This window comes from Mesorhizobium sp. B2-6-2 (genome assembly GCF_006440615.1).
GTDB lineage: Bacteria > Pseudomonadota > Alphaproteobacteria > Rhizobiales > Rhizobiaceae > Mesorhizobium.
The window spans coordinates 400,376-422,595 of record NZ_VFUG01000004.1 but is presented as its reverse complement, the minus strand read 5'-3'; the positions used below and the strand labels follow the sequence as shown (position 1 = coordinate 422,595).

General features: G+C 64.2%; 17 protein-coding genes. 8 read left to right on the top strand and 9 right to left on the bottom strand.

Going from position 1 to position 22,220, the window contains the following annotated elements; all coding sequences use genetic code 11:
- Nucleotides 1-2,147 (bottom strand): DUF5801 repeats-in-toxin domain-containing protein (locus tag FJ419_RS12475; protein WP_246679189.1); only part of this gene is annotated, 2,147 nt, incomplete at its 3' end.
- 324 nt (nt 2,148-2,471) lie between these two features.
- Between FJ419_RS12475 and FJ419_RS12470 the strand changes: the two genes are divergently transcribed.
- Nucleotides 2,472-3,422: a transglutaminase-like cysteine peptidase gene (locus FJ419_RS12470; RefSeq protein WP_140692386.1), complete on the top strand. Its 951-nt coding sequence runs from the start codon at nt 2,472-2,474 to the stop codon at nt 3,420-3,422.
- A gap of 87 nt (nt 3,423-3,509) precedes the next feature.
- Here FJ419_RS12470 and FJ419_RS12465 read toward each other — a convergent pair whose 3' ends face one another.
- Genes FJ419_RS12465 through FJ419_RS12450 form a run of 4 tightly spaced genes read right to left on the bottom strand, consistent with a single transcriptional unit; the run spans nt 3,510 to nt 9,065 of the window.
- Nucleotides 3,510-4,151 (bottom strand): ribbon-helix-helix domain-containing protein, encoded by a 642-nt coding sequence (locus FJ419_RS12465; RefSeq protein ID WP_140544368.1) that lies wholly within the window; start codon nt 4,149-4,151, stop codon nt 3,510-3,512.
- The gene (locus FJ419_RS12460; protein ID WP_140544366.1) at nt 4,141-5,430 is read right to left on the bottom strand and encodes an HlyD family type I secretion periplasmic adaptor subunit; all 1,290 of its coding nucleotides are present in this window, start codon (nt 5,428-5,430) and stop codon (nt 4,141-4,143) included. The genes FJ419_RS12465 and FJ419_RS12460 overlap by 11 nt, the downstream gene beginning before the upstream one ends.
- Nucleotides 5,431-5,445: 15 nt before the next feature.
- Nucleotides 5,446-7,578, bottom strand: coding sequence for a type I secretion system permease/ATPase (locus FJ419_RS12455; RefSeq protein ID WP_140637059.1), 2,133 nt, complete (start codon nt 7,576-7,578; stop codon nt 5,446-5,448).
- Between the two features lie 38 nt (nt 7,579-7,616).
- On the bottom strand, nt 7,617-9,065 hold the full coding sequence (locus tag FJ419_RS12450) for a TolC family protein (RefSeq protein WP_140692383.1): 1,449 nt from the start codon (nt 9,063-9,065) through the stop codon (nt 7,617-7,619).
- A gap of 411 nt (nt 9,066-9,476) precedes the next feature.
- Here FJ419_RS12450 and FJ419_RS12445 point away from each other — a divergent pair, with 411 nt between their 5' ends.
- The 3 genes from FJ419_RS12445 to FJ419_RS12435 all read left to right on the top strand — a co-directional run bounded on the left by FJ419_RS12445 (nt 9,477) and on the right by FJ419_RS12435 (nt 11,560).
- On the top strand, nt 9,477-10,817 hold the full coding sequence (locus tag FJ419_RS12445) for an NAD(P)H-dependent oxidoreductase (protein WP_140692380.1): 1,341 nt from the start codon (nt 9,477-9,479) through the stop codon (nt 10,815-10,817).
- Between the two features lie 107 nt (nt 10,818-10,924).
- Nucleotides 10,925-11,167 carry a type II toxin-antitoxin system VapB family antitoxin gene (locus FJ419_RS12440; RefSeq protein WP_140544358.1) on the top strand — a complete coding sequence of 81 codons (243 nt, stop codon included), beginning with the start codon at nt 10,925-10,927 and terminating at the stop codon, nt 11,165-11,167.
- Nucleotides 11,168-11,560: a type II toxin-antitoxin system VapC family toxin gene (locus tag FJ419_RS12435; RefSeq protein ID WP_140692377.1), complete on the top strand. Its 393-nt coding sequence runs from the start codon at nt 11,168-11,170 to the stop codon at nt 11,558-11,560.
- Between the two features lie 12 nt (nt 11,561-11,572).
- Here the strand turns inward: FJ419_RS12435 and proC are convergent, their stop codons facing one another.
- The 3 genes from proC to FJ419_RS12420 form a co-directional block, all read right to left on the bottom strand.
- Nucleotides 11,573-12,388: a pyrroline-5-carboxylate reductase gene (gene proC / locus FJ419_RS12430; RefSeq protein WP_140692373.1), complete on the bottom strand. Its 816-nt coding sequence runs from the start codon at nt 12,386-12,388 to the stop codon at nt 11,573-11,575.
- A gap of 83 nt (nt 12,389-12,471) precedes the next feature.
- Entirely contained in the window at nt 12,472-13,791 is a 1,320-nt protein-coding gene (locus FJ419_RS12425) for an O-antigen ligase (protein ID WP_140692370.1), read from the bottom strand.
- On the bottom strand, nt 13,760-14,758 hold the full coding sequence (locus tag FJ419_RS12420; protein WP_140692367.1) for a glycosyltransferase: 999 nt from the start codon (nt 14,756-14,758) through the stop codon (nt 13,760-13,762). Before FJ419_RS12420 ends, FJ419_RS12425 begins: the two co-directional genes overlap by 32 nt.
- 169 nt (nt 14,759-14,927) lie before the next feature.
- Between FJ419_RS12420 and FJ419_RS12415 the strand changes: the two genes are divergently transcribed.
- The 3 genes from FJ419_RS12415 to FJ419_RS12405 are packed head-to-tail and all read left to right on the top strand — an operon-like array spanning nt 14,928 to nt 17,811.
- Complete coding sequence (locus FJ419_RS12415; RefSeq protein ID WP_140692364.1) at nt 14,928-16,100, top strand: glycosyltransferase family 4 protein; 1,173 nt, start codon at nt 14,928-14,930, stop codon at nt 16,098-16,100.
- Nucleotides 16,097-16,891 (top strand): WecB/TagA/CpsF family glycosyltransferase, encoded by a 795-nt coding sequence (locus FJ419_RS12410; protein ID WP_140692359.1) that lies wholly within the window; start codon nt 16,097-16,099, stop codon nt 16,889-16,891. Before FJ419_RS12415 ends, FJ419_RS12410 begins: the two co-directional genes overlap by 4 nt.
- Nucleotides 16,888-17,811, top strand: coding sequence for a DUF6492 family protein (locus FJ419_RS12405; RefSeq protein ID WP_140692355.1), 924 nt, complete (start codon nt 16,888-16,890; stop codon nt 17,809-17,811). Before FJ419_RS12410 ends, FJ419_RS12405 begins: the two co-directional genes overlap by 4 nt.
- A 310-nt stretch (nt 17,812-18,121) precedes the next feature.
- On the opposite strand, the gene FJ419_RS12400 is transcribed toward FJ419_RS12405, so the two are convergent.
- Nucleotides 18,122-19,417, bottom strand: a complete 1,296-nt coding sequence (locus FJ419_RS12400; RefSeq protein WP_140692352.1) for a lipopolysaccharide biosynthesis protein — start codon at nt 19,415-19,417, stop codon at nt 18,122-18,124.
- Between the two features lie 199 nt (nt 19,418-19,616).
- On the opposite strand from FJ419_RS12400, the gene FJ419_RS12395 reads away from it, so the two are divergent.
- A complete protein-coding gene (locus FJ419_RS12395; RefSeq protein WP_140692349.1) occupies nt 19,617-22,112 on the top strand; it encodes a GumC family protein in 2,496 nt (831 codons plus the stop codon).
- The last annotated feature ends 108 nt before the right edge of the window (nt 22,113-22,220 follow it).

The window sequence follows — 22,220 nt, the reverse complement described above, 5'->3', positions numbered from 1 at the left end:
TCGCCGTCATTGTCGGTCACGATCGCCGTCACCGACACCAGGCCGGCGCCCAGGCTGACGCCCTCGCTGGTGTCGCCCAGCGATGCCGTCGCCTCCTTGACGCCGCGCAGCTCCGTCATCGTCACATGGCCGGACGCGTCGACCGTCAGCGTGAAGACGTTGGTCTGCACTCCGCCGATCATCACATAGCCGTCGACCTCGCCCGAGCCGTTCTGCGCCAGCAGCACCGTCTGGCCGGTCTTGGCGTCGACAAGGTTGGTGGTCGTGTTGCCGATCGTCAGCGAGTAAGCGAGCGAGCCGGACTGTCCGTCGGCGCCGGCGATGACGGCGAAGTTCGCCGAGAAGTCGCCCGTCGCGACGTTGCCGCCGCCGCCGCCGACCGAGCCGATCACCGGAATGAAGCTCTCGTCCACCGACAGCGCCGGTGCCGAGCCGGTCGCGCTGATCGCGGGACCGTCGTCGTGGATGGTGATCTGCGGTCCGAGATCGATCGAGGCCTTGGCGGTGTCGCCGTCATTGTCGGTCACGATCGCCGTCACCGACACCAGGCCGGCGCCCAGGCTGACGCCCTCGCTGGTGTCGCCATTCTCGCCCAAGCCTTCATGTACGGCGCGGAAGTCGCTCAGCGTCACCACGCCGGTGCTGCTGTTGACGGCAAGCGTGAACACAAGGTCGCCGCCGGTGGCCGTGCGGCCTTCGACCACGCCACTGGCGTTCACAGACAGCAGCACATGCTGGCCAGTGGCCGAGTCGATCAGGCCGGAGTCCACGTTGGGTGTGCTGACCGCCAGCGAGTAGGCAACCGTCGCCCCGTCGGCGCCCTGTACCGCGCTGAAGGCGCCGTGGAAGTCGCCCGTCACGACCGTCAGCGCCGCATTCGGCGCCGTGCCGCTCGGCAGGTTGCTCTCGTCGACCGACAGCGTCGGCGCCGAGGCTTGGTTGGCCGTGATCGAGGGGCCGTCGTCATGGAAGGTGGCGCTGCCGCCGATGTCGGCTGAGGCGCTGGCCGTGTGGCCGCCTGGATCCGTTGCCGTCGCCGTCAGCGTCACCAAGCCGCCTGCCAAGGCGATGCCTTCGGAGCCGTCGGTCGGGTTCTCGATTGTATCCTGGTGCACCGCGCGATCCTGCGTCAGTGTCACGTCACCGGTTGAAGTATTCACGCTTAGCGTAAACACCAGGAAGGCCGGATCGCCGCTGTGACCGGCCACATAGCCTGACACCGTGTTGCCGCTCTGGGTTAGCACCACTGCCTCGCCCGTGGCCGAGTCAATCAGGTTCGACGTCTCGCCCTGCGAGTTGACGCTCAGGTCGTAGGTGATCGTGGGCGTGCCGCTGCCCGGCGCCACCGTGAAAATACCGGCAAAGTTCAACGTGTCGGTGGTCGAGCCGGCAGGGCCGGTGCCCGAGCCGTCCGGCAGGAAGCTCTCATCGACGTTCAGCGTCGGCGGAGTCCCTGTCAGCGAGATCGTCGAATCCTTCTCAAGCAATCCCGGGAACAGCTCGCGATGGTCCGGCTGGCCGAACGCCAGGTCGGTCGGCGGCAGCAGCGACGTCAGGCCGAAGCCGTCGCCGATCCCACCTGCGGGATGTTCGAAATTTCCGCCCGCGCTGCCCGGCGAGCCGTTGCCGCCGGCCGAGATTGAGCCGTCGGCGCCGAAGGCGACATCGACATGGCTGGCCTCGAGCGCGGCGATCAGGGCCACGCGCGGCACCTCGACGTCGCCGAGGATGAAGGTCGGCACGTTCAGCGCGGCGTCCTTGATGACGATCTGGGATCCGTCGGGCTGTGTGAGGACGAGATCGTGTCCGTTGACCTTGATGTTGTCGATCGACACGCTGGCCGGGAGCTTCACGACATTGCCGGCCTCGATGTGATATTCATGCGGGGTATTGCCCGCCGCTGCATTTGCCGCCGGTGCGTTCGCGGGGGCTGCAGCCTTGGCGTCGGCCGGCTGGTTGGCGGCCGGCGCATCGGCCGCGCCCTGGGCCGGCGCGCCGCTGCCGACATCGACCGGCACCGGCTCGCTCGCCGCCTGGCCGGCGGTCGCCTGCGCGACCTGCACACCCGTCGAGATATGATTTTCACCAGCGCTGGTGTGCTCGTCCCAGGAATTTGAAACGGCGTCGAATTCGATATTGGTCGTCATAGCTAAAGCCCCTCCGGCATTTCCCGGAAAGAGACATGTCAGGCCCGGGCTTTGCAACAGACGTTCAACCTATTTCATATATTCGAATATGTAGAGAATCGCATTTTTTACACTTGGTAAATCGCGATGATATATCTGGATATGCATGACCTTAACGAGGGTGGGAGTGACCGCGCCGCACGCCTCCCGCCTTGGTAAATGGAAGTATAATTTTGAATAAAATTTGATGCAAAACAGAATAGCGTGATTCGCGGAAACTTACCCACCTTCCTTTCCGATAATTTGAGACAAGATTGGTAGCGTCCACAGTCAAAGGTGGGCGTTATGAAAATACAAAAAGCAGCCCCGACAGGGATCAAGGTTCTCTTGCTGGCGATCGGCCTTGCCGCTCAGGCAGATCCATCGTCGGCAAGCGCGAATTCGGGCGCGGTTCCGGTCCTGCAAGAGGTGCTTGCGCCGGCGAGCCTCGGCGGCGTTTCGCTGGCCCGGCCGCTGCCCTGGCAGCCGGCTTCCGCGTACCGGATCGCGGACGTTTCCGTGGGCTACACGCCGGCAGCGCCCTACGAGGTTGAAGCGCGCTCGAGCGCCAAGGCCGATCCCGGCATCGACCCGATCCAGACCGCCGCGATCATCCCCGGCGTCTTCGGCTCGGTCGCCTTGTCGATGCGCAACTTTCCGGTCGCGGCGCGCTGGGCTCCTGTCTACAGGGCCATCGTCGATTGCACCGCCGGCAGCGTCTGCGACCGCGAGAGCCCGGCTTTCGCCGAGATTGTCAAGATTGCCGGCGACAAGGGCTTTCGCGACAAGCTGTCCTTCGTCAACAGCAGCATCAACCGCCTGATCGCCTATCGCAAGGACAGCGTCGTCTATGGCAAGCTCGACTATTGGGCGAAGCCTTCGGAAATCCTCGAGCATCGCGCCGGCGATTGCGAGGATTTTGCCATATTGAAGATGGCGGCGCTGCTCAGGGCCGGCATCCCGGCGCAGAGCATGTCGCTGGTGGTGCTCCAGGATCGCCGCCGCAAGTTCTTCCATGCCGTCCTGTCGGTGAGCACGGGAAGCGGCGCCTTCATCCTCGACAGCCTCGGCAACGCCGTCCTGCGCGACAGCGATCTGCCCGACTATGTTCCGCTCTATTCCTTCAGCACCGATCGCGCCTGGATCCACGGGTCGAAGTCCGGCGCGCAGGTCGCCGACATCGCCGGCGGCTTCGCCACGGTCGCTCCGGGCGAAGGATCGCCGGAACCATCAGTGGCTTCGAGCCTGAGGCAGTAGTTTCGAGCGGTTCAGCGCCTCGCGGAAAATACACGGTCGCTCTGTTATCTTCGCGCAGCCCGGACAGTTCCGGGAAAATGCGTAGCTCTAGCCGTTGTAGACGAAAGCCATCAGCAGTTCCGGCTCGGTGACGGGCGCGCGCACGGCGCTGAGCTGGCCGCGATAGCGGCGCTCGCCAGCGCCGATGACGAAGCCGCTGGTGACCGGCGTCTCGCCATTGGCGTCGAGCCGGGCGAAGATGTCGGGAACGTTGAGGTCGAGCGCCAGCTTCAGGTCCTGGCGCCCATCCTCCCCGGGCGCGCTCGGCAATTGGCGCCGGACCAGTTGCTGGAACGGCGCGTTGAAGGCCAGGATTTTCTTCGAAGAAGACAGCGCGAAGGCGGGCGAGGGGCAGGCGACCAGGATCGCGTTGATCGTGCGGATCGAAGCGAGCTTGCGCAATTCCATGCTTTCCTCGGCGAGGCCGCGCATGCAGGCGACGCGGATCGCCGAGGTGAGGTTGCCCTGGTCGGGATGGTGTTCGGCGATCTCCTCGACCAGCATGCCGATCGTGCATTTGCGGCTTTCGGCCATCTGTTTCAGCGACACCCAGAAGGCGCGCTCCAGCCGGATGCCGCGACGCACGCCGCCGCGCGCCACGACCCGGAATTCGGGGCCGAAATCCTCGGCCGCAAGCAACGGCAGCAGCCTCTCGCGCGAGGTGTCCGGATGGATGGCGCTATCGCTCACTCATTGCCTCCTGACGCGCCTTGTTGATGGGCTTCAAAAGATAGTTGAGGATCGTCTTGCGTCCGGTCTTGATGTCGACCGAGCAGATCATGCCGGGGATGATCGAATAGGTCTTGCCGTTCCTAGTAAGCGTCGATTTGTCGGTGGCGACCCGCACTTGGTAATAGGGCTCGCCCGTCTTCTGGTCGACGAGGCTGTCGGCGGTGATGTTGGAGACCTTGCCCTCGATGCCGCCGAAGATCGAGAAATCATAGGCGGTGACCTTGATCAGCGCTTCCTGGTTCGGCTGGATGAAGGCGACGTCGCGTGGCGAAACTCGGGCCTCGACCAGCAGCGTCTCGGAGGTCGGCACGATGCCGGCCACCACCGCGCCCGGCTGCACGAAGGCGCCGAGCGTGTTGACGTCGAGCGTGTTGACGATGCCGTCGACCGGCGAGCGGATGTCGGTGCGCGCCACCTTGTCGGTGGCGCCGCGGATGGTTTCGTCGACCACGGACAGATCGGCGAGCGCCTGCGTCAGGTCGCTCAATGCCTCCTGCTGCAATTGCAGGCCCAATTCGTTCACCTGAAGCTGCGCCTCGGTGATTGCCCCCTGGCCCTTCTTGATGGTCTCGCCGGCAAGGGTCAGCTGTCCGCGAAGGTCGGTCTGTTCGCGCTCGACACGGATCTGTTCGGTTCTGGCCATCAGGCCCTTCTTGACCATGGGTTCGACCAGCGCCGCTTCCTGGTCGGTCACGGCCAGGCTCTTGGACAGGCGGTCGGCGTTGGCGGTGGCCTCATCGAGTTCCTTCTCGCGCTGGTCGAGGCGCGATTTGAGAACCGACAGCTTGACCTCGAAATTGTCGCGGCGCGCCACAAGCAGCTTCTGCTCGTTGTCGCAGATCTCCGGCGCGACCTTCTGGATTTCCGCCGGGCAGGGAAACGACCCTTCGACACTGCCGCTCTGCTCGAACTGCAGCCTGGCGATGCGCGCCTGCAGCGCTCGCGCCTTGGCCTTCTCTTCGCCAAGGCTCGACGTATTGCCTGAATTGTCGAGGCGGATGATGAGGTCGTTCTTCTTGACCGTCTGGCCGATCTGGACGGCGATCTCCTGCACGACGCCCGGTTCGCTGGCCTGGATGATCTGCGTCTTCGAAGCGGGTATCACCTTGCCGTCGCCGCGCGCGATCTCGTCGACCTCGGCGAACGACGCCCAGGCCGTGAAGCACACGAACAGCGCCCCGACGATGTAGACGGACGCCGAGGCGAAAAATGGTGGCCGGTCTTCCCTTGCTAGCATGTCCATACGTTCCGGTCAGGCATTTGCCTTCTGCAGCGCCTGAATGACTTGTTCCTTCGGCCCGTCGGCGACGACGCGGCCCTGGTCGATGACGATGAGGCGGTCGGCAAGCTCCAGCATGCTGTAGCGATGGGTCGACACGATCAGCGTCGTGCTGCGGTCGAACGCCACCTTGAGCTGCTTGATCAACTGCCGCTCGGAAGCGAGATCCATCGAACCCGACGGCTCGTCCAGGAAGACGATCTTCGGTTTGGTCAAAAGCAGCCGCGCGATCGCCACGGCCTGCCTTTGCCCGCCCGAGAGATTGGTGCCGCGCTCGCCGACATTCATGTCGTAGCCGCGCGGATGCCGCGAGACGAAGTCGTCGACGCCGGCGGCCTTCGCCGCATCGATGATCTCCTCGTCCGTCGCTCCCGGCGCCGCCATCAGGAGGTTCTCCTTGATGGTTCCCGAAAACAGGTCCCCGGCCTGCGCGACGATGCCGACCGCGGCGCGGACCTCCGAGGGGTGGTATTGGCGGATGTCGATGCCGTCGAGCAGCAGCTCCCCCGACGTCGGCAGGAACAGCCGGCCGATCAGCCGTCCCATCGTGGTCTTGCCCGAGCCGATGCGGCCAATGATGCCGACCCGCTCGCCGGGCTTGACCGCGATGTTGAGCCCGCTCAGAACCTCGTTTTCCGTGCCCGGATAGGCGAAGCCGACATTCCTGAAGACCAGAGCGCCGCTGCGTATCGGCCGGTTGACGAAGCCGACCGTGTCGGGGCGGTCCTCCGGTTGCGACATGATCGTGTTGATGATCTTGAGCGACAGCATCGCCTGCCGGAACCGGGCAAGCGTGATGGCGATCTGGCCGAGCGGCGCCACGGCGCGGCCGGCGAGCATCACGGTGCCGATGATGGCGCCGGTCGACACCTGGCCTTCCGAGAACGCATAGGCGCCGGCCACCACCAGGGCGACCGTCACGAATTGCTGGATGGCGCCGGTGATGTTGCCCGCCGCCGCCGAGAGCTCCTTGATCTTTTCCGACGTGTTGGCCGCGTTCTTCGAGTGCTCGCCCCATTTGCGCAGCAGGTAGGCCTCGGCGCGCAGCGACTTGATCGTTTCCAGCGTCGAGATGGATTCCACCAGCAGGGCCTGGCGTTGCGACGCCTCGTTCATCGAGGCCGCGACCCGCTTGCCGATCCGCCGCTGGGTGATCAGCCCGACAATGACGGAGATGACGAAAGCCAGCGCCGGTATCACCACCAGCCAGCCGCCGATGGCGTAGATCACCGCCAGGAAGACGAAGACGAAGATCGTGTCGATGAAGACGCTGATGGTGTTGGAGGTGAAGAACTCGCGCACGAACTCGTATTGCGTGACGCGGTTTGCATATTCGCCCGTCGACCCGGGCCGCGCCGAAAGCGAGGAATTCAGCACTTTCTCGAACAGCAGGTAGGAAATTCGCAGGTCCGCCTTGCGACCGGCATAGTCGATCAGCGATGCCCTGGCCGTCTTCAGCAGCAGGTCGAACAGGATCGCCGCGCCGATGCCGAGCGCCAGCACCCACAGGGTCGAGATTGCCTTGTTGGGCAGGATGCGGTCGTAGACGTTCATGGTGAAGATCGGCGAGGCGATCGCCAGCAGGTTGATGAACATCGCCGACAGCACCACTTTCGAATAGGTGCGCCAGAACGCCCCCATTGTGCCGGTCAGCCAGTGGCGCCTTTCGATCCGCGCGGCGGTGCCGACCGTCATCTCCTCGGCCTGGTTGGCATAGGTGATCGAGAAGGACGTGCCGCCGCTGATATAGCTTTCGGCGAGTTCGGACCTGTCGATCGTGGTGCGGCCGTTTTCCTGCGGCGCCGTCAGATATTGCCCGCCCTCGATTTCCGCCAGGAGGGCGATCGGCAATTGGCTGACGCGAAAGACGATGGCCGGAAGATCGAAGCGGCCGCGCAGGAAATCGCGATGGCTGAAATTCTGCACCTCCAAGCCGATGCGCTCGGCCAGATGGCGGATCTCGTCCGGCTCGATGCGCGTCTCCGAAATCGGCACGCCGGCGAACAGCACCGTTTCGGCGCTCGGCCTGCCGAGATAGGCCGCCACAGCGCAGAAGCAGGCTTTGAAAGCCTCCTTGGGCGATAGGATATTAGGTTGCTGGTTCACGATCCGCCCCGAAGGACCGAAGATCGACGCTACATCGGCTACTTTTTCCTGACCGGCGCGAGGATGTCGAACGGCAGATCGTTCTTCTGCTCCGACGGCGTCCGCGCATAGGTCTCGGTATCGGCCGTAGCCGGCACACCGAATTCCTCACGGGCGTAGGCCGCGGCCTGCTTGGCCGGTTGGATGTTGAGCGTCTTCAGCAATTCCCCGGTTGCGGCCAGCAGCCGGTATTCCGCGAACAGCGATGCGTAGGACGACGTGTCGGCCAGCGTCGCGGTGTTGAAGCGCGTGTTCTGGGCATCGAGCACATCGAGCAGCGAGCGCTGCCCGACCTTGAACTGCTCGCGATAGGAAGCGACCAGCTTTTCATTGGTGGCTGCCTGCTGCCGCAGCGTCTTTGCCAGCTCCGCCTGGCGGAAGCGGCGGTCCCACGAGGTCCGGACGGCTTCCTCGATCTCGCGCAGCACCTGGTGCAGCGCAAGGCGCTGCTCGCTGGTGCGGCGAATCTGTTCCTGTTCGTTGGCCTTGTCGATGCCGCCGCGATAGAGGTTCCAGCGCAGCACCACCCGGGCCTGCAGATCGCTTGCGTCGCCATTGTCGCCGTCGATGTCATACCCGCCCCGGGCAACGCCCTCGGCGGTGATCGTCGGGCCATATTTCGCCCGCGCCGCGTCGACCAGCGAAGCGGCGGCGTCGATGTCGCTGTTGGCCATATGGACGCGCGGGTTGTTCTGCCTGGCGAGCCCGATCGCATCGTCCAGCGACCGCGGCAGGGCGGCTGCGACATCGGCCGGCCGCGACGCGTTGGTCAGCGGCTTGCCGACATTCTTGAAGAAGCGGATCTTGGCCGCCTCGAGTTCTTCGGTCGCTTCCTGCATCCGCGCCTTGGCGGCATAAAGGCGTTCCTCGGCCTGCTGCCGGTCGGCATCGTTGAGCGCGCCGCCCGCGATGCCTTGCCTGATATCGCTGAGGATGGACTGATGGAAGCCGAGGTTCTTCTTGGCTTCGACCACGATCGAAGCCTGCAACATGTATTCCAGATAGTCCTGGACGACTGCAAGTCCGATGAACTCGGAGCGTTCCAGAACTCTGAAGGAAGCCCCATCGACCCGCGAGGCCTGGCGGTTCAGTTCCGCGCGCCTTGCGCCGCTGTCATAAAGCGTCTGCGAGACGGTGAGGTCGGCCTCGTTCGGATAGAGAGCTTTGTGATCCTCGTCGAGCGCGCGCCGCGTGTCGTTGTCGAGGCGGCGAACGCCGGTCGATGCTTCCAGGTCGACGCTGGGAAGGTAAAGGCCTTTGGCCTGTCGCAGCTCGAATTCGATCGCTTCGCGGTTTTCGATCGCCTGTCCAATCTCCGGATTGGACTCCACGGCGACGGCGACAGCTTCTTTGAGCGTGAGTGCGCCGGCACTACCACAAGCCAACATCGACACCGTGACAGCAAGCGCAACGCGCCAGCCGACGGTAATTTTACCCGTCCTGGTCATTTCTACCCCGTGACTATCCCCGCGCCATTATTTTTTTATTGGCGCTTATTTGCCCAAGCCTGCCACCGGACCTTTCAGCCAGTATCTATCAAATTTTTCGGGGCCGTGAGCATATAATGGATTAGACACCCGCTAAAATTGCGATTTCCGGCATTAGGGTTAAAGCCTGTAGCAAAAATGGCACAGAAACGGGGCGCGCTCGTCGGGACTCTCCCAGTTCAAAGCGCGCTGCGATGGTTATGGTCTGAAAGAAACGGCGAATCGTACGGCGCCCGTGCACAAGCTCCTGCGAAATCTGCTGCGGCCTTGCAAAGCATGCGCAAGAAAACGCCATTTCAGCCTGGTTTGATTGGCAAACGCGGATCGTTCCCTGTATTGCCGGCCGGAGCAAAAAGCCGTGGATTTTGTTGCATGATCAATATCGCCCTGACCGGGCTTGCCCGCGATCTTGCCCGACGCGCCGCCGAGGGCAGGCCGGTCCGCATCGGCGTCATCGGCTCCGGCGAGATGGGGACCGATCTGGTGACGCAGGGCATGCTGATGCCTGGTATTTCGATCGCGGCCATCTCAACGCGCCGCCCGCACACTGCCCATGAGGCGATCCGCATCGCCTATGGCGACGAGGCGATGGCCGCCGAGGCCGAGACCGGCTCCGGGGTCACCCGGGCGATCGAGAGCGGCAGGATCGCCATCACCTCGAACGAGGTGCTGGTCACCAATCCGCTGATCGACGTCGTCATCGACGCTACCGGAAAACCTGGCGTCGCCGCCGATTTCGACCTGATGGCGATGGAGCACGGCAAGCATCTGGTGATGATGAATGTCGAGGCCGACGTGACCATCGGCTGCTACCTGAAACAGCAGGCAGACCGGCTGGGTGTCGTCTATTCGGTCGGCGCGGGCGACGAGCCGTCAAGCTGCATGGAACTGATCGAATTCGCCTCGGCGCTTGGGCTAGGCGTCGTCGCGGCCGGCAAGGGCAAGAACAATCCGCTCAACCACGACGCGGTTCCCGACGACTACCGGGAAGAGGCGGCGCGCCGCAACATGAACCCGCGCATGCTGGTCGAGTTCGTCGACGGCTCGAAGACCATGGTCGAGATGTGCGCCATTGCCAACGCCACCGGCTTGGTTCCGGATGTTCCAGGCATGCACGGCCCCAGGGCCGATCGCGATCAGCTGGCCAAGGTGCTGATCCCGAAAGAGCATGGCGGCCTCCTGTCGAGAAAAGGCGTCGTCGACTACACGATCGGCAAGGGCGTGGCGCCCGGCGTCTTCGTCATCGTCGAGGCGATGCATCCGCGCGTCGTCGAACGCATGGACGATCTCCATGTCGGCCAAGGCCCTTATTACGGCCTGTTCCGGCCCTATCACCTGACTTCGCTGGAGGTGCCGCTCACCGCCGCCCGTATCATGCTCTACGGCAAGCCCGACATGGTGCCTCTGTCGAGGCCGGTGGCGGAAGTCTGCGCGGTCGCCAAGCGCGACCTTGCCGCCGGGGAGATCCTGGATGCGATCGGCGAGACTTGTTACCGCTCCTGGACCATGACCGTCGGCGATGCCCGCGCCGTCCGCGCCGTGCCGGTCGGCTTGCTTGAAGGCGGCAAGGTGCTGAAGCCGGTGAAGAAGGGCGCGTTGTTGACTGATGACAATGCCGTGCCGGACCGGACGACGAGACTTTACGCCCTGCGCCGGCTGCAGGATGATATGCTCTACGGAGCCAAGATCGGTTCGCCAGCCCTGTTGGGCTGAGCCGCTCCTATTTGCGCAGCTCCGCCTGGCGGCCGGGTAGCAAGAATGCGGCTGCTGGCATTGTCATGACAGTCGCGCTATATTGTCATGACGGATTGGAGGCAGCGATGAATCTTCAGATCAGGGATCCGCGGGCAAGAGAACTCGCCCGCCAGCTTGCCGAAAAACGAAACGTTTCGATGACCGAGGCGGTAATCGAGGCGCTCGAATCTGAACTGCAGCGGCACCGCAAACAGGCGCCGTTGGCCGAACGGCTTGCCACCATCTCCCGAAATTTCAAATCCAAGGCCGGCGGAGGCGGAAAGACGTTGAGCAAGGATGAGGTCGATGAGATGTGGGGACATTCCTGAATGTTCATCGATACCTCGGTCGTCGTCGCCATCCTGGCGGGCGAGGAGGACGCAGCCGAATGGAGCGGCCGGATAGAGTTGGCGTCCCGGCGCATAACATCTCCGCTGGTCATACTCGAAGCAGCGATGCGGCTTTCATCGATGCTCGCCGTCCAGCCGGTTGTTGCCGAAGCGGCGATAGAAGCATTTCTGCAGGAGGCTGAGGTGGAAGTCGTGCCGATCGAAAGTAGCGATGCAAAGCTCGCGATCCAGGCTTTTTCCGACTATGGCAAGGGTCGCGGCCATCCGGCCCAGCTCAACCTCGCCGACTGCCTGTCGTATGCCTCGGCAAAAAGTCGAGGCATGCCTTTGCTCTATAAGGGCAACGATTTTTCCCACACCGACCTTGCGTGATGCGGATGGTCGTTATTTCCCCAGCTCTATCGACCTCAGCCGCGCTGCTTCCACGGCTTCGGTGACGAGCTTCGTCAGGCGGTCGCCGCCCATCAGCACGGCAAGCGCCGCGGCGGTGGTGCCGTTAGGGCTGGTCACCTGCTGGCGCAGCACGCCCGGCTCGTCTTCGCTTTCGGCGGCGAGCGAGGCGGCGCCGAAGACTGTCTGCATGGCAAGCAGCTTGGCGGTTTCGGCGGGAAGGCCGGCCTTCTCGGCCGCGACCGTCAGCGCCTCGATGAAGTGGAAGATATAGGCCGGGCCGGAGCCGGAGACGGCCGTCACGGCGTCCATGAGCCCCTCGTCGTCGATCGTCGTCACGACGCCGCTCGCCGAAAGCAGCTCAAGGACGAAGCGGCGGACGTCGTCGGAGACCAGCGGGTTGGAGAACACTACCATCATGCCCTTGCCGATCGCCGCCGGCGTGTTCGGCATGCAGCGGATGACCGGCGCGAGCTCGCCCAGGATTTCCTCGAAAGTGGCGACCGGCGTGCCGGCGGCGATGGAGAGAAAGCTGGTCCTGCCGTCGCCGAAACGCTTGTACTGCGCCGTCACCTCGCGGATCATCTGCGGCTTTACCGCAATGACGACGAGATCGGGCACGGCATCGGCCGGAATGCCGGCGGCGTCGGCGGCGGCACGGCAGCCCAGATGTTCGGCGCGCTGGCGCAGTTCGGCATTGGGCTCGACCACGAACACCGCCGCCGGCTCGAGCTTGGCGGATTTCAACCAGCCCGAGAGCATGGCGTAACCCATATTGCCGCAACCGGCGAGAACCAGCCTGATCGTCATGAAAGCCTCCGAGAAAAGAAGGCTTCCTTAGACAATTGCGGAGCGCTGGAAAAGTCCAGTGGCGGAAGATCGACAGTCCAGGATCAGCGGGAGAGGCGAACCGGGATCGGCCGCAGCGAGACTTGTCTCAAGCCGAGCACGCCGAGCACGAAGAACAGCCAGACCGGATCGCCGCGGTGGAAGAAGAAGCTCTCCAGGAAACCGTTCAGCGCCGTGAACAGCACCACCATCATGAAGAAATCGCCGAGGAAGATGTTTTCCTTGCGCGCCGGGATGCGCATATAGTCGCGCAAAGGGGCGATCAGGAAGGTGTAGACGGCGACGCAGAGCGCCGGGATGCCCATCAGCACGGCGATGTCGAGATAGCCGTCGTGACCGTGAACGATGGTGCGGATATCCCAGGGCCGGTCGAAGGGCTGGTCCTGGTTGAGCAGCAGTGGCGTCCCCCAGAAGCTTTCATAGCCGTAGCCGGTCCAGGGCTTCTTCGCCAGCATCTCGCCGGCGAACTCCCACAGCGTCGTGCGTCCGGTATAGGTGAGATCGGGGAAATAGATTGCCGCCAGATGCTTCACCGGCGCGATGAAGACGATGCCGAGCGTGCCGACGGCGGTCGCGATGATGGCCAGCGCAAACAGGATCGGCGTGCCGAGCCGCATGCCGATGAGACTGGGCAGCACGACGATCATGATCGAGAACGGGACCAGCCCGGCGGTCGTCTTGGAGCCGGTGTGCAGCATGAAGATCATCGCCGCGCAGAAGATGCCGGCGCCCCACCAGCGCTGGCCGCGCCGGAACAGGTAGAGCCCGGCGAAGCTGAAACAGGCCATCACCGGCCCGGCGATGTTCTTGTGCGTGAAGACGCCGCGCCACAGACCGGCATGCTCCGGCTCCTGCGAGTCGGCGGTGTGCAGCGCTTCATGCGGGAAGACGATCAGGCCGATATAGGAAAGGCCGATCACCACGACGGCAGTGAAGATGACCATCCTGGCGAAGGAATCGGCGTAGCGCGGCAGCACCAGGATCGTCGCCATTGTGATGATGCCGATCATGGTGAAGGAGGCGGCGCGCATCGCCGCGGGCGGATCGGTGGCGAGCACCACCGACAGGAAGAAGAAGCCCAGCATCAGCGCCCAGGAAGGGCTGACCAGCGAGCGCACCACGCGCGGGTCGGCGAAGGCAAGCAGCGAGAAGATGGAGACCACACCGAGCGAGCCGAAGCCGAGCTGGTTGACGATGTCGCCGCCGTCGCCGGTCAGTTCCGCGCCCGCCGGCTGGAACGGCCGGAACGAGACGATAATGACGGTGAACAGGAGCGCGGCGATAGCCGTCGCCACACCTTCCCTGGTGAAGGCGGCGCCGAGCGGCGCGCGCTCAATTCTTCTCAGGCTGCCGGTACTGCTCATTGGCATATCCGAATTCGGCGAGCACCCGGCCGAGCGCGACATAGACCGGATAGAGGCTCGTCGTCAGCGAGCCGGTGCGCGCCAGCCGGACGGCGCCGCGCAGCGGAGAGGCGGCGAGCAGCGCCAGGCTCTTCAGGAAAACCTTGAGGCCGGCAAGCGGCGTGCCGGCGCGCTTCTTCTTTTCGACCAGCGTCGAGATCACGCCGTTGCGCAGGCTGCGGGCGCGGATCCAGTCGGCCTCGACGCGCCGGGCAGGGACAGTTTCGTTGACTTTTGCTTCGGCGCACCAGCCGAGAACGAAGCCTTTCTGCGCGGACCGGCTGAGAAAGTCGGAATCGCCGCCGCCCATGAAATTGAACCTGAGGTCGAGAAAGGGCGGTCCCATGGCCTTAAGCACGTTGCGACCGAGCAGCAGGTTGCCGGACGAATAGAGCGCCGGCACGCGGCCCGTCTCTCGATAGGGCGGCGCGAACACCGGGTGCTCGGCCCATCTGGCATGCGAGGCATCGGCAAAGATGGGTACCTGCGGGCCGCCGACAACGTCGGCTTCAAGTGTCTCCGCGGCGCCGCACATGCGCTCCAGCCAGTCTGGCTCGGCGATCTCGTCGTCATCGATGACCAGCAGGTGGCGAAAATTGGGAAACTGCAGGATCGCCGTCTGCCAGCCGGCATTGTAGGCGCTGCAATTGCCGCGCTCATGCGCGACGATCACCATGCCTGGCATCTCGCCGCTTTCGAACAGCGGCAGCACCGCGCTTGCGCCCTCGCGCGCATCGGCCTCGTTTTCCATGACGATGACGGCAAAGCGCCTGCCGGTCCGCTGCGCCTTGAGCGAAGCCAGCGTTTCCAGCACCTGCTTCGGCCGCTTGAAGGTCGGCAGCGTCACGACCGCCTCGACGGTCTCGGCGGCAAGCCCCGGCGACCGCCCCGCGATCGATACAGAAGCGTCGGACGGCAAAGGGATCATCCGTTTCCAGCAGCGAGGGTTTGAGCCCTCGATAGCATCGCGGTGATAACGTTTCGTTAATCACCTTCTCGCCCGGCCGTCGGAAAAGCCGGGTCTTTGGCCTTTGACAGTGCCATTTAATCAACGCTTCACCGCGTTTTGCTACCGGCTGCAGCCAAGGATAGGTGAGATGCATCTGCTGTTCGCCACATCGATCGTGCCTGATGGCGCTCTCGCCTCGGGCTATGAGATTGCCAACACCGCGATCATCGACGCGTTGCGGCGCGCCGGCGTGCGCGTGACGGTGATCGGCTTCATCTGGCCGGGCAAGGCCCCGTCCGATCCGCAAAACACCATCGTGCTCGACGCCGTCGAGGTGCGCACCGAAAGCGCGTCGCCGCTGCAAAAGCTTGCCTGGCTGGGCAAGGCGGTTCTCTCCGGCCTTACCTTTTCCTCCGTCAAGCTGCGTGTCGTTGCCGATGCGCAAGTCCGCGACGTCATCGAACACGCCGGTCCCTTCGACGGCTATGTCCTGAACTCGGTGCAGTTCGCCGGCGCCTTTGAGAAGGTTCTCGCCGACCGTCCATTCATCTTCGTCGCGCACAATGTCGAGCACCGCTCGGCCGAGGAAAATGCCGCGGCGGCAACCAGCGCGCTCCAGCGCTGGATGTTCCGTCGCGAGGCCAGGCTCCTCGAGGTCGTGGAAAAGCGGCTCTGCGGCGCTGCGCGCTTTGTCTTCACGCTGGCCGAGGAAGACCGCGCGGCACTTGGCGTCGCCTCCGACCGGCGCTCCGCGGTGCTGCCGCTGGTAACCCGTGCGCAGGCGCCGACAAGCAGGGCGAAGCGGCATATCGATTGCGACGCCGCGCTGATCGGCACCTGGACCTGGCAGCCGAACCGCATCGGCCTCGACTGGTTCCTGACGAAGGTCGTGCCGCATCTGAAGCCGGATTTCCGCATCAGGATTGCGGGCAATGTGCCTTCCGGCATCAGCTCGCCGCATCCCGGCGTTTCCTTCGTCGGCAGGGTTCCGGATGTGCAGGCCTTCGTGCGCGGGGCCGCCGTCATTCCCTTGATCAGCACCGCCGGCAGCGGCGTGCAACTGAAGACCATCGAGACCTTCGAGCTTGGCCTGCCGTCCGTCGCCACCAGTCGCTCGCTGCGCGGCATCGGCTATCGTCCCGACAATTGCGTGGTGACCGACGATCCGATTGCTTTCGCGACAGCGCTGCAGGCGGCCGCGGCCAATGTCCGCGACGTCGATGGCAGCGCCTTTCATCGCCGCCAGCTCAAGGCGCTCGACGTCGCGATCGGCCTTGGCCTGGAGAAGCTCGGCGCCGTCAGGCAGGAGGCGGCCGCATGAACATGCACACCGCGCGCACCGCTTTCGGCTTCGATACGCTCAAGACCATTTTGGGTATTCCGGTGCTTGCCATACGCTGGGACGAGGCCATCGCCTTGCTCACCAGGCTGATCGACGAACGTCGCTTCACCAAGGTGAGCTTCCTCAATGCCCACAATGCCAATCTTGCCTGCACCGATCCGGTCTTTGCCGAGGCGCTGGAAAACTTCCTCATCCTGCCCGACGGCGTCGGCGTCGACATGGCGGCAACGCTGCTTTACGGCGCGCCTTTCCCCAGCAATCTCAACGGCACCGATTTCATTCCGGCCTTCCTGCAGGCCTCGTCGCGCCCGCTGACTGTGGCGCTGCTCGGCACGACGCGCGCCAATGCCGAAGCCGCGTCCGCCAAGCTTTCGATGCTCGCCATGCAGCACCAATTCGTTGTCATCCATGACGGTTTCTTCTCGGCTGCCGAGGAGCCGGCGATCCTCGAGCGCATCGCCAGGCTGCGGCCGGATGTGCTGCTCGTCGCCATGGGTGTGCCGCGCCAGGAATTGTGGATCGAGCGCCACATCGACAGCCGCCATTGCACGCTGCCGTTCGCCGTTGGCGCGTTGCTCGATTTCATGAGCGGTTCGGTGCCGCGCGCGCCGCTATGGCTGCGCCGGTTGCGGCTCGAATGGCTGTTCCGCCTGTGGATCGAACCCGGTCGCCTGTGGCGCCGCTATGTTGTCGGCAATCCGCTCTTCCTGTGGCGCGTCGTCAAGCAGAAGCTGTCGCGCGGGCCGCTGTCGCTGGAGGCGAGCCGGTGAACAGCCGCTTCGTGCCGGACGCCTCCACTGCGGTCGAAGCGCTGCCGCGCATGCCTCTAGCTGCGATCGTCACCGCAAGCTACGCCCCCGATTTCGAGCGCTGCCGGTTGTTATGCGAAACTATCGACCGCCACGTCACCGGCATGGCGCATCATTACATCCTCACTGAGCATCGCGACGTCGCGCTGTTTCGCCAGCTGGAAGGCAGCCGCCGCAGCGTTGTCGACGAGCGGGATCTGTTGCCGCGCTGGCTGCGCGTCTTTGACGATCCGCTGAGCGGCTTTCGCCGCCGCGTCTGGCTGAGCCTGAAAACGCAGCCACTGCGCGGCTGGCATGTGCAGCAGCTGCGCCGTATCGCGATTGCCGGGCAGGCAAAGGAAGACGTGCTCGTCTTCTGCGATTCCGACGTCGCCTTCCTGAAGCCGTTCGACAGCGGCGCCTTCTGGCGCGACGGCAAGGTGCGGCTGTTCCGGCGCGACGGCGTGCTGGCGAGCGATGGACATGACGAGCATCGCATCTGGTCGCGCAATGCCGGCGCCGCGCTCGGCATCGATCCCGCCCATCGATCGAACCATGACTACATCTCGACGCTGATCGCCTGGCGCCGCGAGACGGTCAACGCGATGTGCGAGCGCATCGAGAAGGTGCATGGCCGCGACTGGGTCGGCGTCGTCGGCTCGGCGCGCCGGTTTTCCGAATGCATGATCTATGGCCGCTATGTCGACGACGTGCTTCAAGGCGCAGGCCATTTCCACGGCTCGCAGGAGTTCTGCCGCGTCCACTGGAACGGCGAGCCGCTCTCGGATGGCGAGTTCCGCCGCTTCGTCGACACCATGGCGCCGGAACAGGTGGCGATCGGTATGCAGTCCTTCATCGGCACCGATATCGGCCGCATCCGCCGCCTGATCGGGGTTGAATAGTTCTGACAGATCCGAAACGTTGGGAACTAGCAGAGACGATCCTCTCGTCGTCATTCCAGGGCGGAGCAAGGGAGCGAAGCGACGCGCGCAGACCCTGGAATCCATGCCGTTACTTCGAAGCGACACAACGATGTAGAATTCTGCTCCGATGCACTCCACGGCCAAGGTCACGGAAAGGATTCCAGAGTCTCCGCGACGGAGCTTCGCTCCTGCTCCGCCCTGGAATGACGACTCCGAAGGCTTCGCCCCGACCCCAAACGATGGTCTGCCCGGTTAAACGAACCGCCGACCTTGGCTGCCAGCAGGTACGCTAGATCGCCTTGGCCGGCCGCCGCATGGCCGAATAGGTCAGCAGCATCGAGGCGAGATAAAGCAGCAGGAAGACGATGTTGAGCGACAGGACCAGATTGGCCGTGTCGGGGATGGTGGTCAGCACATAAGTGAGCAGAACCGCCTTCAAGCCGGCGAGCAGACCGAGATTGATTGCCCGCACCGCCGTCTGGCCGCGCGCAAAGAGAAGCTCAGCCTGATATTCGACGAGATTGCGCAGGCCGGGCACGCAGACCGCCAGCGCCACCAGCGGCGCTGCCTCGGCGACATTCCTGCCGAGCGCGTTTGGGAAGAAGTGCAGCACGATGCCGAGCGACACGAGCGCGAGCGTCGAGACCAGGAACACGCCGCCTTCGATGCCGCTCTTGACCGCCGGCCGCGACAGCAGCTCCGGCGCCCGCATCATGCGCTGCACCAGCATCATCGAGAAGGTGCGGATCGGGATTGCGGTGAGATCGACCAGCCGCATGATGATGGCGTAGATGCCGGCCAGATGCGGTCCGCCGATCGACAGCACCAGGAGCTTGTCGAACTCCATCTGCAGATAGAACAGCACTTCGGATCCGGCGACATAGATGGAATCGGCGAGCCGCCTGAAATAAAGCTCGGCGCGCAGCCGCAGCCGCTGGCGCGGATAGAAGAAGACGAAGGCGACGATGAGCGAGGCGGCATTGGCGCCGATATAAAACAGCGACCAGACGCCGATGCTGTGCTGCGCGCCAAGCATGAACAGGATCGCGCCGACTGCCCTGAGCGCCGTCGCCAGGATGGCGAGCACGGCCGCCCGCCCGAACTTGCCGAGTCCGTTGTTGACGATCAGCGCCACTTCGACCGGCCGCCACAGAAGCGCTTCGGCGAAGACGACAGCGGCGAAGGCGGGCAACGGCACGGTATCGGCGAAGAAGATCAGATAGACGCCGTAGGACGCAGCGGCGAGGAACGGCAGCGACAAGACGCTGAGAAGCAGGAAACCGGCGGTGAATGTGCCGATCAGGTTGGGGCGGATGGTGGCGGTGCGGTATAGCGCCGAAATGAAGCCGAAGGCCAGGATGCGCGACAGCATGATGCCGGCGGCCGAGGCGGTCGCAAACATGCCGAACTCGGCGATCGAAAGCGTATTGGCCAAAGCGATGAAATAGGCGAGCGAAAACACCAGCCGGCCGCCGGCGCCGCTGATCGCCGAGACATAATCGAATACCAGTTTCCGGCGGGTGGCCACGAAGTGGCCGATCCGCGCGAAGCTCCGCCCTTGCGGCATGTCGCTGGCCTGGGTCATTCCGGGGCGATAGATAGGCTGCAAAAGTTTAACGCGGCGTTCTGGCAGCCGTCCCGGCGGCCTGAAATGCGGTGAACAAGGGCGAAAACTGTGCCCACCGAGGCGCAAAATTAACCGTTTGTTTCCTATGCCTGTTTAGCGTGGCTTAACGATTGGCCGATCCGCGCGCCCAAGCCGCCAGAGAGCAAGTTCCAGGACAATGGTCGACAGGGATAACCGTGATGACTGGAGGCGCGAGCGTTCTCTGCTGGCGCTCGGCCAAGCCATGCGTGGCGACGACAAGACGGTTTCGATCGGCGACAGGGCCAATTCCTCCTGGCGCGAGCACGCCGCCGCGCGCCATCGCGCCGCGCGTTCCGAGCGCGAAGAAAAGCTGGACCCGGGCCCTGGCGAAACCGGCGGATTTGACCACGATCAGGCGGAACCGGTCGAAACCGGGAACGATTGGGCGGGAAGAAACCATGCCGCGTCGCTCGGGCAGGGCTACGGGGGCACTGCGGAAGGCCGCCAGCCTCAGGCCGCTCCCGAACCTCGCCATGCAGGCCGACCACCCGCCGGCGGCGGTTCCGAGGAGTGGAAACCGCTGATCGACCCGATGCAGGTCGTTCACGGCATCGCTCGCTCCAAAGCGCTGATCCTGTCCACCACCATTCTGGGCGCCGCGCTTGGCATAGCCCTCGCGCTATCGACGCCGAAGAAATACGAAGCTACGACCGAGCTAACTATCGAGCCGGGCGACCTGAAACTTGCCGACCGCGATCTCACCCAATCGGTGGGTGAGCCCGACGCAGCATTGGCCGTTGTCGAAACCCGCATCAAGATGGTCACATCAGGCAAGGTTCTTGACGAGGTCGTCAAGGAACTCAACCTTGTCAACGACCCGGAGTTCAACGGTCAGGCGTCTGGTGGCCTCGGCGTCACGTCGTTCCTGCGCTCGATGATTTCGCGAGATGACCAGCCGGCCGGCAGCGACGAGATTCGCCGCCAGGCGCTGGCCCTCCGCAATCTGGCCGACAGCCTGTCGGTCGAGCGCACCGGCAAGACTTTTGTCATCTCCATCAGCGCCACCACGGATAATGGCGAGAAATCGGCAGAGATAGCTAACACGACGAGAGACGTCTTCCAGCGGGAGATCGGCAACTACCAGTCAGAAATGGCCGGACGTGCGACGACCGCGCTGACGTCGAAGCTCGATGAGCTGCGCAAGGGCGTCGAGACGGCCGAACGCAACGTTGAGGATTTCAGGGCGACGCACGACCTTGTCGACGCGCAGGGCCACCTGATCAGCGATGATCAGATGTTGAAGCTCAACGAGCAGCTTTCCGTCGCCCGCGCCCGCACGCTCGAGCTGAACGCCCGCGCCGCCTCGGCACGCTCGCTGAACGTCAACTCGGTCCTCAGCGGCACGTTGCCGGAAGAGATCAACTCCAACATGATGAGCGAGCTGCGCTCGCAATATGCGGCGCTGAAGCAGGAAGCCGACCGCGCCGCGATCAAGTTCGGGCCGCGTCATCCTGAGCTGCAGGCGCTAAACGCCCAGCTTGCCGGCGCGCGCGAACGCATCACCGCCGAACTGCAGCGCATCGCGTCCTCGCTGCAGGTCGACCTGAAGCGCTCCGTTCAGCTCGAGCAGGACTTGTCCTCGCGCCTGGCCCAGGCCAAGGTGCAGAGTGGCGATGTGAACAACAATCTTGTTTCGCTGCGCGAGCTGGAACGCGAAGCCGCCGCCAAGCGCTCGGTCTATGAGCAGTATTTGCTGCGCGCTAAGGAAACCGGCGAGCAAAAGAACGTCAATTCGGCCAACATCAACGTGCTTTCGCCGGCTCAACCGCCGCTGGAGGCCAAGGGGCCGTCGCGTGTCGTGATGGCTTTGGCGGGGTTGTTCGCCGGCCTGTTTGCCGGCATCGGCCTCGGCGCACTGCGCGGCATCCTTGCCAGCCTGCGCGAGACGGCCAATGCACGCTCGCGTCGCGCGACTGAAGACCGTCCTTCTGTGCTTGAGAGCAATTCCAATCGGGCCGCCCCACCGACGCCGCCACCACTCGCCACGCCGCCGGCCTCGCCTGTCGCTCCGCCGCCACCTCCGGCTTTCACACCAGCACCGGCTCCGCCTTTCACGCCGCCTCCGGCTTCATCCTTCACGCGGTCGCCGGCAGCGTCATTCACACCGTCGCCTGCTTCGCCGCCGGTTCCACCACCTGTGCAGGCGGCTGCACCGGCTCCGGTCCAATCCGTCACGCCGCCGCCGGAACCGGCCAACGATGCCGGCCGTCCCGGGCTTTTCGGCTTGCTTGCCTCGGCCGTTCGCTATTTCGTGCGGCGCGAGCCGGCTGAAACGGTCGATATGGACTCTGTCCCGCCTGAAAGCGCCTGGCGGACGCCCACCCTGGAAGAACGCTATCCCCGGGCTCAACCAGCGGCGCGGGAGAATTTCCGGCCGCCATACGAGCAGGGCTATTCCTATTCGTACCGGCCGGACCACGGCCGGACCGATCCCTACGACGATCATTATTCGGCATCGGCGGCATCCTATCATCCGCGGTCGCCGGCCGCCGGCGAGGCCGACCAGGCCCCCGCCGACCAGCCCTCCGCCGGCCAGCAAGCCGAGATCGACGAGATCCGCGCCAGCCTGCGCGAATTCCGCGAGGCAGTGCGCGAGCTGACCGAAAGCCGCACGCGCCGCCGCTATTTCTAAACTATCCGTATTTCTGGACGGCTCGCGGTTCGATAAAAGCGGCCGGTTTCGGGTTTACGGCATCCGACGACGCTTTGACGGGATTGCCTTGTCGAATTTTCGTGAAAA

Bases quoted from the DNA above. Each gene is read 5' to 3' on its own strand.
- FJ419_RS12470 (WP_140692386.1), top strand. From the start codon at position 2,472: ATGAAAATACAAAAAGCAGCCCCGACAGGGATCAAGGTTCTCTTGCTG.
- FJ419_RS12460 (WP_140544366.1), bottom strand. From the start codon at position 5,430: ATGCTAGCAAGGGAAGACCGGCCACCATTTTTCGCCTCGGCGTCCGTC.
- FJ419_RS12450 (WP_140692383.1), bottom strand. From the start codon at position 9,065: ATGACCAGGACGGGTAAAATTACCGTCGGCTGGCGCGTTGCGCTTGCT.
- FJ419_RS12445 (WP_140692380.1), top strand. From the start codon at position 9,477: ATGATCAATATCGCCCTGACCGGGCTTGCCCGCGATCTTGCCCGACGC.
- FJ419_RS12440 (WP_140544358.1), top strand. From the start codon at position 10,925: ATGAATCTTCAGATCAGGGATCCGCGGGCAAGAGAACTCGCCCGCCAG.
- FJ419_RS12435 (WP_140692377.1), top strand. From the start codon at position 11,168: ATGTTCATCGATACCTCGGTCGTCGTCGCCATCCTGGCGGGCGAGGAG.
- proC (WP_140692373.1), bottom strand. From the start codon at position 12,388: ATGACGATCAGGCTGGTTCTCGCCGGTTGCGGCAATATGGGTTACGCC.
- FJ419_RS12425 (WP_140692370.1), bottom strand. From the start codon at position 13,791: ATGAGCAGTACCGGCAGCCTGAGAAGAATTGAGCGCGCGCCGCTCGGC.
- FJ419_RS12420 (WP_140692367.1), bottom strand. From the start codon at position 14,758: ATGATCCCTTTGCCGTCCGACGCTTCTGTATCGATCGCGGGGCGGTCG.
- FJ419_RS12415 (WP_140692364.1), top strand. From the start codon at position 14,928: ATGCATCTGCTGTTCGCCACATCGATCGTGCCTGATGGCGCTCTCGCC.
- FJ419_RS12410 (WP_140692359.1), top strand. From the start codon at position 16,097: ATGAACATGCACACCGCGCGCACCGCTTTCGGCTTCGATACGCTCAAG.
- FJ419_RS12400 (WP_140692352.1), bottom strand. From the start codon at position 19,417: ATGACCCAGGCCAGCGACATGCCGCAAGGGCGGAGCTTCGCGCGGATC.
- FJ419_RS12395 (WP_140692349.1), top strand. From the start codon at position 19,617: ATGGTCGACAGGGATAACCGTGATGACTGGAGGCGCGAGCGTTCTCTG.